15 protein-coding genes are annotated in these 10,499 nt (G+C 47.4%); all 15 read right to left on the bottom strand.

Going from position 1 to position 10,499, the window contains the following annotated elements:
* Positions 1–151: 151 nt before the first annotated feature.
* Positions 152–1,120 (bottom strand): TrbG/VirB9 family P-type conjugative transfer protein, encoded by a 969-nt coding sequence (locus C5684_RS08470; RefSeq protein ID WP_104640035.1) that lies wholly within the window; start codon positions 1,118–1,120, stop codon positions 152–154.
* 21 nt (positions 1,121–1,141) lie between these two features.
* Positions 1,142–1,504: a 50S ribosomal protein L19 gene (rplS, locus tag C5684_RS08465; protein WP_013890656.1), complete on the bottom strand. Its 363-nt coding sequence runs from the start codon at positions 1,502–1,504 to the stop codon at positions 1,142–1,144.
* 2 nt (positions 1,505–1,506) lie between these two features.
* Positions 1,507–2,232, bottom strand: a complete 726-nt coding sequence (trmD, locus tag C5684_RS08460) for a tRNA (guanosine(37)-N1)-methyltransferase TrmD (RefSeq protein ID WP_104640034.1) — start codon at positions 2,230–2,232, stop codon at positions 1,507–1,509.
* 9 nt (positions 2,233–2,241) lie between these two features.
* Positions 2,242–2,763, bottom strand: coding sequence for a ribosome maturation factor RimM (gene rimM / locus C5684_RS08455; protein WP_104640033.1), 522 nt, complete (start codon positions 2,761–2,763; stop codon positions 2,242–2,244).
* Positions 2,763–3,071: a KH domain-containing protein gene (locus C5684_RS08450; protein WP_104640032.1), complete on the bottom strand. Its 309-nt coding sequence runs from the start codon at positions 3,069–3,071 to the stop codon at positions 2,763–2,765. Before C5684_RS08450 ends, rimM begins: the two co-directional genes overlap by 1 nt.
* Before the next feature lie 3 nt (positions 3,072–3,074).
* On the bottom strand, positions 3,075–3,314 hold the full coding sequence (gene rpsP / locus C5684_RS08445) for a 30S ribosomal protein S16 (RefSeq protein WP_104640031.1): 240 nt from the start codon (positions 3,312–3,314) through the stop codon (positions 3,075–3,077).
* A gap of 15 nt (positions 3,315–3,329) precedes the next feature.
* Positions 3,330–4,325: a beta-ketoacyl-ACP synthase III gene (locus C5684_RS08440; protein WP_199764536.1), complete on the bottom strand. Its 996-nt coding sequence runs from the start codon at positions 4,323–4,325 to the stop codon at positions 3,330–3,332.
* 10 nt (positions 4,326–4,335) lie between these two features.
* On the bottom strand, positions 4,336–5,376 hold the full coding sequence (gene plsX / locus C5684_RS08435; RefSeq protein ID WP_104640030.1) for a phosphate acyltransferase PlsX: 1,041 nt from the start codon (positions 5,374–5,376) through the stop codon (positions 4,336–4,338).
* Positions 5,377–5,384: 8 nt separating this feature from the next.
* On the bottom strand, positions 5,385–5,534 hold the full coding sequence (rpmF, locus tag C5684_RS08430) for a 50S ribosomal protein L32 (RefSeq protein ID WP_013890649.1): 150 nt from the start codon (positions 5,532–5,534) through the stop codon (positions 5,385–5,387).
* Between the two features lie 14 nt (positions 5,535–5,548).
* Positions 5,549–5,920: a DUF177 domain-containing protein gene (locus C5684_RS08425; RefSeq protein ID WP_233704202.1), complete on the bottom strand. Its 372-nt coding sequence runs from the start codon at positions 5,918–5,920 to the stop codon at positions 5,549–5,551.
* 20 nt (positions 5,921–5,940) lie between these two features.
* A complete protein-coding gene (ndk, locus tag C5684_RS08420) occupies positions 5,941–6,345 on the bottom strand; it encodes a nucleoside-diphosphate kinase (RefSeq protein ID WP_199764535.1) in 405 nt (134 codons plus the stop codon).
* 84 nt (positions 6,346–6,429) lie between these two features.
* Positions 6,430–7,467 carry a PTS sugar transporter subunit IIC gene (locus C5684_RS08415; RefSeq protein WP_104640029.1) on the bottom strand — a complete coding sequence of 346 codons (1,038 nt, stop codon included), beginning with the start codon at positions 7,465–7,467 and terminating at the stop codon, positions 6,430–6,432.
* Between the two features lie 10 nt (positions 7,468–7,477).
* Positions 7,478–8,494: a branched-chain amino acid aminotransferase gene (locus C5684_RS08410; protein WP_104640028.1), complete on the bottom strand. Its 1,017-nt coding sequence runs from the start codon at positions 8,492–8,494 to the stop codon at positions 7,478–7,480.
* 117 nt (positions 8,495–8,611) lie between these two features.
* Positions 8,612–9,178: a ComF family protein gene (locus C5684_RS08405; protein ID WP_104640027.1), complete on the bottom strand. Its 567-nt coding sequence runs from the start codon at positions 9,176–9,178 to the stop codon at positions 8,612–8,614.
* Complete coding sequence (locus tag C5684_RS08400; protein ID WP_104640026.1) at positions 9,178–10,356, bottom strand: glycosyltransferase family protein; 1,179 nt, start codon at positions 10,354–10,356, stop codon at positions 9,178–9,180. The genes C5684_RS08405 and C5684_RS08400 overlap by 1 nt, the downstream gene beginning before the upstream one ends.
* Between the last annotated feature and the right edge of the window lie 143 nt (positions 10,357–10,499).

Raw genomic sequence — 10,499 nt, 5'->3', positions numbered from 1 at the left:
ACTTTGGGGGGCGTAAAAACATAGTCGGCGAGCGGGTAGCTCACTTCTTGTAATTTGGGGGTTTGGGGGGGCTTGGGTTTGTGGTGGATGACAAGAGAGGCGCTAAAAATACCCACCCCAGCTAAACCCCAAAGGAATATTTTACGCCACATCAGGGTTTTTTCTTAAGATTGCGCCTAATACAGGTGTGTTGCTTGCCCTCTCTTAAGGTCCATTTGTCCGCAATGTCCTCAGCGACCAAATAATCCCCCACAATGCGTGTGTTAATGGGATTATCATACCCATCGACCACCTTATAAGCAACGGGGAATTTGATTTGGGAGGCGCGGTGATCAAATTTGAAGTAGGTGAAGTGTGCGTCATTAAAAATCTCTAGGGGCTTGATGGGCTTAGAGGTGGCGACTTTGCACAGCCACAGACAAAACCAAGCGCGTTTTTTATGCCCTAAGATGCGATACCCATGCTCGATCTCCTTTTTGGGGATCAATATTGTGTGCGCGCCCTTGCCAATCTTAAGATAATGGGCTCCATCATCGCTGGGTTTCTCCTCTTTGGGCGTATTCTCTAGGGTTTGGGGCTCTGGGGGCTCTTCTTGGGGTTCTAAGAGGGCTAGGGGTTGCTGGACTTGAGAGGCTTGATCTAAAAAATGTTTATCAGATACATAGACATGGAGTGTGGGGTGTTTGGAGCTGGTAAAAGTGGTGGAAAAAATATAAAAAGAGTAGATTTTACCACTCTTGCTAATGATGGTTAAATTCGAATCAATACCAATTTGTAAGGGCTTGACTAGCAAAATATTACTATTCTCTTGTTTCTCCTCCCCGAGTAATTTTGTGCTAAAGCCCACATGATCGCCTAAGATCACCTCTTGGATGGGCTCGCTAAAAACCATGGTGGTTACCATGGCATAACGCAAGCGGATTTTATAAGTCTGCCCCAAGTGGTAATCAATAAAAAGCGTGTTGTCTAGCTCTGTGCGTTTTTTGTGGAAAAAACTCCCCTGAATGGCGTTGAGGTCTTGCATAGAGGGGGTGGGGAATTGTTCCTCCTCTTGGGGCACAGATTGGGCGCAAAGCCCACATACGAACATACCCAAAGCCAAGAGGCGCAAACCTAGCATGCAACCCGTTGCAAGGGCAAACTAGACCTCTTTTTTACGCACCTCTTTAATGCGGGCGGCTTTGCCTTTGCGGTGGCGTAAGTAGTAGAGTTTAGCGCGTCTGACTCGCCCCACGCGCAAAACCTCGATGCTGGCTAGACTTTCAGAATAAAGGGGAAAAATCCTCTCCACACCAATCCCATTTGCACCGATCTTACGGACACAAAAAGTGCGATCCACGCCCGATCCACGCAAACTAATGCAAACCCCTTCAAAAAACTGAGTCCGCATTTTATCCCCCTCTTTAATGCGGATCCCGAGTTTGAGCGTGTCACCAGCTTTAAAGCGGGGGGGTTGGGTTTTGATTTGGCTATCCTCAAAATGTTGGATATAGCGATTTTTCATATTTAACCTTTTTGATAAAGTGAATCGAATACCATGCGTTGCGACCTATTGAGACGATACAAACTAGGGCGGTAGTATTGGGTCTTGCAAATAGATAAATTACGCATAACCGATCTTATTTTAGCATGGTTGCCCTTTGAATACTCTGAAATAGCGGGCATATCTACACAACTAGGCGTATTCAAGCGATCGGTGTTGGCAAAATGAGGGGCTTCTAAGAGATGTTCCTCAAAGCTCTCATGTTCTAAAGATTGGCTATTGCCCAAAGTGCCCTCTAAATGGCGCGCCACGCTGTCGCACACACACAGCGCGGCTAATTCCCCCCCAGTTAAAATAAAATCCCCAATGCCCAACACTTCATCGCCATAAGTCTCGATCGCGCGCTCATCAAAGCCCTCATAACGCCCACACACCAAGATCAAATGCGCATAGGTGGCTAGGCGTTTGGCATCGCTTTGATCATAGGGCTTACCACTGGGGCTTAAAAAGATCACATGCCCTCGCCCCACGCCCCTTAAGGCATTTTCTAACATATAGGGGTCTAAAATCTGCCCAGCCCCCCCGCCTATGGGCGCAAAATCGGCGCGTTGGTGCTTGTGTGGGGAAAAATCCCGCATGTTGGCAATCTCTAAGCTAAAAATCTGCTTGTCTAAGGCGCGCTTTAAAATGGAGGCTTGGAAATAGGGGGCAACCAGTTGGGGGAAAAGGGTTAAAATGCTAAAATGCATGCCAAATTCTTAGGATTGTTCTAAAAGCCCACGGGCATGCTGGGTGTAGATACGCCGATTTTCTAAGTCTGTGTGCAGAATATAGGCATCAATGTAGGGGATTAAAAATAACTTGTTAGGGGTTTGCACATACAAATAATCCGTGCCCGCCAAACGCTCAATGCTAGCCACCCGCCCCAAGACCTCCCCCCCGTCCAACACCTCTAGGTTTAGAAGTTGGCAGTATAAAAACTCCCCCTCTTGCAGGTGGCAATATTTTAGCGTCTCTTCTTGGCTCATGGCTAAAGTGTGCAGGGTGAGCAACCTTGCTTGTTCTTTGCTGGTGATCTCCTCAAAAAAAATCAGTGCAAGATTATGGTTGTAGTTTTTGATTGTCAAGGCTCGCATAGGACCTAAAGGTGTGTAGGCATAAACACGGGCTTTAGCCACCAAGCACTCTAAACAATCGCTTTGTAAAGAGAGTTTCAAGCCCCCCAGTAACCCCACACTACGCCCTAAGCGACCCACCACCAATAAATCATCTACTTGCATCACAAAACATAGGGGTTTTCAGAGGCGAGCACCACGATCTTATAATTCAAACCATTCTTGGCTTTCACCCCCGAGATAAAAGCCTTGATCGCGCTCACCATCTTACCATCTTTGCCAATGACTCGCCCCATATCCACTGGGTTGGTGTAAATGCAAAGCTCCTTAGTGCCCTCTTCAAGCATTTTGGATTTGACTTCTAAAACCTGTGGGTAGGTTACAATCTTTTTGCAATACTCTTGCACGAACTTTTCAACACAAAAACCCCCCTCTAAATTTTCCCCCTCTGCCTTGCTCTCTTGCTCTGGCAAACCTTAAGCCTTTGAGCCTTGAGAAGCCAACTTTTGCACCCTCTCACTCATCTTAGCGCCCACGCCCTTCCAATAATCCAAACGCACATGGTCAATCTGCACCACCTTAGGGTTGCTCAAAGGGTTGTAATAACCAATGGATTCAATCCAGCCCCCATCGCGGCGTTTTCTTGAATCAGTTACGACCACCCGATAAAAGGGCTTTTTTTTGCGCCCCACGCGTGTTAATCTAATTGTTGTCATCTAAACTCCTTCATGCTAAAATTGATCTCCGCCATAATAAACCAATGCCGACCCCCAAGTCAAGCCCCCCCCAAAAGCGTCCAAGAGCATCAAATCGCCCTTTTTGAGCTTCCCTTGTTCGTAAATCTCATTCATCGCCATAGGGATACTGGCTGCTGAAGTGTTGCCATACTTTTGCACAGTGAGCACCACCTGCTCTTGACTAAAGGCTAGCTGGTTTTGCACGGCTTGGATGATGCGTAAATTGGCTTGGTGGGGGATAAAATAGGTGATCTGTTCGGGGGTAATGTTATTGGCACTTAAAATATCCTCAACATCTTTGAGTAAGGTTTTAATGGCGAGCTTAAAAACTTCATTGCCCTTCATGCGTAAAGTTTGGCTTTGATCGCAAGATTCAATGAAGGCACTTGGCTTGAGTGTTCTGGGCGTGTAAAGGTAATCCGCATAAGCCCCGTTGGAGGCGATCTTAACATCTAAGATACTCTCTTTGGGGTTGTCTGTGCGCGTAATCACGCATGCCCCCGCCCCATCGCCAAAGAGCACACAAGTGCTGCGATCCCCAAAATCAAGCACACTGCTGCACTTCTCCGCCCCCACGATCAACACATTTTGATACATGCCACTTTCCACAAATGCCTTAGCGGTCGCTAGCAAGTAAATAAACCCGCTACAAGCTGCCACAATGTCCATGCTGGGCGTGTTCTCTAAGCCTAATTTAGCACTCAGGGTACAAGCTGTGGAGGGCATGGCTAGATAATCCGGGCTAAGTGTCCCCACCAACACCAAATCAATGTCTTCTTTGCTCAAACCAGCCCGCTCAATAGCAGTTTGGGCGGCTCTGACACCCAAATCGCTACTTTTTTGCTCGGGCGTGGCAAAATAACGGGTCTTGATCCCTGTGCGTTTTTGAATCCACTCATCGCTTGTGTCTAGCAAGCCCTCAAAGGTGCTATTATCCACGCACCTATCAGGCACATAAGCAGCAACAGATTTTAGCATTGCATAGGGCATGTTTCTCTTTTCACTCATGGGAGGCTTCCTCATCTAAAGCCTTATGGCTAAAGGCTAATGCCATTTTTTCGCACACATTGCTCTCTTTGGCTTTAATGGCTTGGTAAATAGCGCACTCAATCGCGCGCGCATTGCTCTTGCCATGGCTGATGATCACCGTTTTATTCACACCCAACAAGGGTGCACCGCCATACTCGGCGTAGTCGGTTTTTTGCCTAATGAGACCAAAAGCCCCTTTGAGTAACAATGCTCCCAATTTAGCTGTCAAGTTGTTCTTAACCTCGTTTTTAAACACCGAGCTAATGGCACTAGCAACCCCCTCTGTGGTCTTTAACACCACATTCCCCACAAACCCATCGCACACCACAACATCTACAGAATTGACAAAAATATCATTCCCCTCTACATTGCCCTTAAAGGGAGAGGCATTAGCGTTGTTGGGTTCTCTGTGGAAAAGCGGGTATTGGCTGATGAGTTTAAAAGCCTCCTTAGTGGCTAAAGAGCCCTTGCTATCCTCTTCCCCATTGGATAACAACCCCACGCTAGCATTCTCATAGCCTAGGACACTCCTAGCATATTCATAGCCCATAATGGCAAAATCCAATAAGTATTCTGCCTTGCAGTCTGTATTGGCCCCCACATCCAATAAGACACTTGCGCGCTGCCCTACAGAGGGCATGAGCGTGCAAAGTGCTGGGCGGCTAACCCCTTTAATACGCCCCAACTTGAGCGTGGCTAGCCCCATAGTTGCCCCGCTATGCCCGGCAGAAACCAACGCATCCGCCCCGTTTTTTAAAATGTCCATGCCCACAAAGATCGAGGCTTCTTTGCGTTTGAGCGCATCGGTGGCTTGCTCTTCCATGCGGATATAATCGGGGCAATCAATGATTTCAACCTTAGAGGCTAAATCTTTGGAGATCAAAGCCTTTGCTTTGGTGGCATCACCTACCAAAACCGGTTCAAACACTTGGGTGCCCAAAGCCTTAGCAACGCCCTCAACAATGGGGAGGATACCTAAATCCGCTCCCATGAGGTCAATCACAATCCTCATGCTGGACTCTATTTGTAATTGCCCGTGAATTTGTTAATAAAATGGGGGAGTTTCCAGCTCCCATCTTTATCTTTAATAGGTGCTGCCAACTTGGCAGTATAATGCGTGCGTCTTTTTCTCGCTCTTGTTTTGCTCACGCGTCTATCAGGAACAGCCATTGTTTCTCCTTTATTTATGAATTAGGCAAATAGTGGTAGTCTGCTTGGATGGATTGCACTTCAGAGTCTAATAACGCCTCTAAATCAATGCACCCATCTAAACTTTCCACCACATCCATTGTTTCCATACAGAGCCCATTTTCTAAGTAAATTGGCTCTTGTGCCTTTGTGGGTTTGTAGATACCATCAAAGACAAGCAAACGCAAGTCTTGAGAAATGGGCTTATCAAAGATGGTCCCGCTCAAAGCGCATGGCACGCTTAACACCCCATGCAAACGCCCCTCCACCAAGTAGAGCTTACTCCCTACCCGACTGACCTGCCCCTCTAGCTCCATGCGATCTAAATGGCAAGTAAAGGGCTTGGCATGCGTGCCTATTTTTTTCATCTCTAAGCGCAAAAAGCCCTCTAGTTGCCAAAGAAAAAGGCGATCTCTTGTTTGGCATTTTCTGGGCTATCACTCCCATGCACCACATTGGCATCGATATTATCTGCAAAATCCGCCCGAATCGTGCCCGGTTCTGCTTTTTTAGGATCGGTAGCCCCCATTAATTTTCTGTTCTTTTCCACCACTCCTTCCCCCTCTAAAACCATCACCACCACATCCCCACTGGTCATAAAGGCGATCAAATCCTTGAAAAAGGGGCGATCTTTGTGGATGGCATAAAAATCCTGCGCTTGGGTTGCACTCAAGTGCATGCGTTTGATTTTCACCACCTCCAAGCCCGCTTCCTCAAAACGGGTGATGATCTTCCCAATGATTTTCTTTTTCACACCATCGGGTTTGATAATAGATAGGGTCTGCACCATCATGGTCCTTTAAAATCGCATTCAAGCTGGGCATTATAGCAGGTCTTAGCTTAAAGCAAAGGGGAGTGGCTCCCACCCCCCCATTTTTTAGGCTGCTTGCTGGAAATAATAAATCCTATGCTGGTAAGCCCTAAAGAGTTTGCAACACAGAAAGTGCAAGATAATCGCCCCCACAAAGGGCAAAACACCATAGGTGAGCACCACGCGCATTAAAGGCAAATCTAGCTGGTTGAGCAACGCCTCTTCATAAGCCTTGATGGGACCAATCAGCCCCACTAGCCCAAAGCCCGCACTCTTGGCATCGCCAGTAATTTGGAAAAAATAAGTGATGAGTCCGGCTAGCACACCATTAGCAAAAACGCAGGTTGCCATAATGGGGGATTTGAAAAAGTTGGGGATCATCATTTTCATCGCCCCTAGCAAGATTGCCACGCTCACCCCGGCTTTATTCTTAGCCAAGAGCGAACCCACAATGAGAACGGCTGTCGTGCTCACAACGCCCATATTAGCCGCCCCTGAAGCTAAACCACTAATGCCAATGATTAAGCTCACCGCCACCGTGGAGATGGGCGAGATGATGATGAAGGCGTAAGAGATGGAGATGAACACACACATTAAAAGCGGGTGTAGGTGGGTGAAATACATGATGGCTTGCCCAATTTGCAGAGTTACGCCAGTGGTGTAGGGCAAGATGAGCAAGCCTAAAAAGCCACAAAAAACCCCCACAGCGATGGGCTGTAAAATGATGGTGAGCGATCCAAATTTATCGCCTAGCCATTGTGTGATCTTCACAGCCAAAGCGACCACGATTAAAACGGTGAGCAAATCCCCCACACCGGCGAGCACAAGCCCATTTGGCGTGTGCTTCACCACTCCAGAGGCAATGAAGGCTGCTGCCCCGATGATGCTAGACTTTAGGGGATTAAAGTTGAAATTAAGCCCCACTAACACGCCGGTAATGAGGGAGAGCAAGGCTTGCAAGATCACCAGCGCATCTGCAAAGAGCCCAACGGCATGGATATGGGTATAGGGCTTGAGTAAGCCCCCCAAGATCGCATTGGGTGCTAGAGCGATCACCACGGCTATTGCCATCCCCGATAAGAGCTTGAGTAAAAAATCTTTCATCTAAGCTCCTTTAAGAGACCTTAACAATCCAACCCTCAGGCGCAGGCGCATCGCCTAACTGGATATTCACAAGGGCGTGGTAAAGCTGTTTGGTAACTGGTCCTGCCTCTGTTTGGCTATAAAAGACATGCATTTTGTCTTTGTAAAAAATCCCACCCACAGGCACAATCACCGCAGCTGTCCCACACACTCCCGCCTCGCTATATTCATCTAAAGAATCGATATAAACATCGCCCTCCAGCACTTCGATCCCTAATTGCTCTTTGGCTAAGTGCAAGAGAGAGTATTTGGTGATGCTAGGCAAAATAGAGGGCGATGCGGGGGTTACCAACACGCCCTTTTTAGAAATCGCATAGAAATTAGCCGCCCCCACTTCTTCAATTTTAGTGTGCGTGGCGGCATCTAAATAAACACAATCGCTAAAATTTTGCTCCTTAGCTAATTTAGCTGGGAGCGCGCTAGCTGCGTAGTTGCCCCCCACTTTCACCGCTCCTGTGCCTTGTGGCGCGGCGCGATCGTAGTCAGAAACAACAAAATTAGCCGGTTGCAAGCCCCCTTTTAAATAAGGCCCTACGGGCATGCAAAAGACCACAAATAAAAACTCTTGTACGGGGGCTAAACTGATCTCAGCCCCCACACCCAAGACCAGCGGGCGGATATAGAGTGTCGCTCCTGAACCATAGGGACCTACCCACTTGGCATTAGCTTTAGCCACTTGGACACACGCATCAACAAAGAAATCAACCGGCACGGGTGCCATTAAAAGGCGTTTGCAAGAAGCTTGTAAGCGTTTGGCATTCTCTTCGGGGCGGAATAGATTAATCGATCCATCTTGACAGCGATAAGCTTTAAGACCCTCAAAACATTGTTGCCCATAGTGCAGGGCAGGGGCACATTCATGTAAAGTAATTTGGTTATCCTCAATTAGTTCTCCAGCAGACCATGACCCGTTCTTGTAGCGGGCAACAAAACGAAAATCGGTTTTGACATAGCTAAAACCTAGATTGTTCCAATCTAAATTAGGCATACATCTCCTTTAAGTTATTGTCGTGGGAGATTATATAAGACCATCCCACCTCTTTAATGATAGCAGATTTTTAATCCATTAGTCCAAAAATCTTATGGGATGGCAAATTAAAGGGTTTTAGCCATGCGCCAGTGTGTAAGCAAAGGCAATGCGTGCCCCAGCATTTTGGAGAGTTTCTATGGCTTGTTGCATGGTGCTGCCCGTAGTGAGGACATCATCCACTAAAAAATAAGGCAAGTTAGGATCGCCACTAAAAACAAAATTTTTCTTGTTCTCTTGGCGGAATTTCAAACTCTGCCCAGCGTAAGTGATGGGGTTTGTGGCTTTGAGTTGGTTGTATTTGGCTTTTAAGTGGGGCTTGAGCGCAACACAGAGGGCGTGCAAAATAACGGCGGTGTGGGAATAGCCCCTTTTGACATGATCATCAATACCCACCCCATAAAGGGGGGTCTTGGGCAGGTGGGGGGCAAGTTGTGCAGCGCAACGGCGCGCTAAAAGCGCTAAAACACGACTCCCCAAGGGCTGGTACTTGCTTTTAATCAGCCACTCAATTTCCTCATAAACATAAAAGCTATAAATAGACACGCCCTCCAAGGAGCGCACCACTAAAGAGGGGCATAGATCAGCATAACAACGCGCACACATCAAGCCTAAAACCCATTTTCCACACACCAAGCAACGCATTACAAATCACTTAAAAAGCGGGCTAGATTAGGCAGTTGGGCTTGCATGCAAAGCAGCTTGGCTGCTTGGCTGGCTTGTTGCTTGTAGTGTCGGATTTGATCTATATCCAAACTAGCCAAGGTCTCAAGCAAGCTAGCATGGCTAAAATCTGGGCTGGTTATGCCCATTTGGTGGGCTTCTAGTAGGGCTTTTACTTCCATTAGGGGCGTGCTAATCACCCCTAAAGCACTTTGGATGTATTCAAAAAACTTATTGGGGAGGGCATACAAATGATTAAGAGAATTATTAGGCAGGCTTAAAAGCCCCAAATCAAAGGGTTGGCTTGCAGAGATGATCTCTAAGAACCCTACGGGCTTGAGGAGTTGGATAGGCACGCCTTGGGCTTGCAAGCGTGTTACCCTAGTCTTAAAATCTTGAAAAAAGGAGGCATGTTTGCTTAAGACCATCAAGTTCAAATGATAGGGTAGGGGCAAATCCTTTAAACCTTGGGCTAAATCTAAGAGATTATGCGAATCGCGTTCTTTAGCGACTAGCCCATGGTAGAGCAAGCGCATAGGGCAGCTTAGGGGGCTGGGTTGCAAATTAGCATAAAAGGGGGTTGAGTGCCAGATCAAATTATGGGCGGGGTTAAAGTGGGGGTAATTTTGGGCATAAAGCTTGGCAATAGAGGCATTCACGCTAAGGCTTTTGTGGGCATAGCTTAAATAGTGGGTGCAGATATGGTGGAAAAGGGGCGCGCTGAAGTGCTGGGGATTAACCAATGCGGGGTAAAACTCACGCAAATCCACAATCAGATTTGGCAGGCGTGTGTATTCTACGAGGGTGGGCAACAAAGCCAAATCTTGCACAAAAACAGCCTTGATATAGACTTTTTGTCTTTCTAAACGCATTTTAAGTTGGTTGAGTTGGCGGGCGAGTTCTAGGCGGTTGGGCGTGAAAAGCAGGGGGCTAAAGTGTTTTTGGGCGGTGTAGTGGGTGATTTTTGTAGCCTCCAGCAGGCTTTTATCTAAGGGGGGGAAACTTAAAAAACTTACCGATTGGGGCATTGGGCAGGGCGGGGGGGATAGTACAAATAGGGGCGTGTGGGGGTAGAGGGCTAGCAGGGCTAGGCTTAAGCGATAAGCTCTGGGGCTAGCACTTAGAGGGCTTTCAGCGAGCAATAAAAAAGCGGGGCACATTAGGGCTTGTGGGTTTTGATCGCATAGGAAGCCACGACTTTATTTTTCTAGCGGATTTTAATCTACCCTTGCTTGCCGTGTTTAACCAAGAAAAGATCTGCGCGATCTCGGATGGAACAGAATTTTAGGAGTAAAGCCCTTTG

Origin of the sequence: Helicobacter bizzozeronii (assembly GCF_900196775.1) — a bacterium.
GTDB classification, from domain to species: Bacteria; Campylobacterota; Campylobacteria; order Campylobacterales; family Helicobacteraceae; genus Helicobacter; species Helicobacter bizzozeronii.
This window is presented reverse-complemented; position numbering and strand designations above follow the sequence as displayed.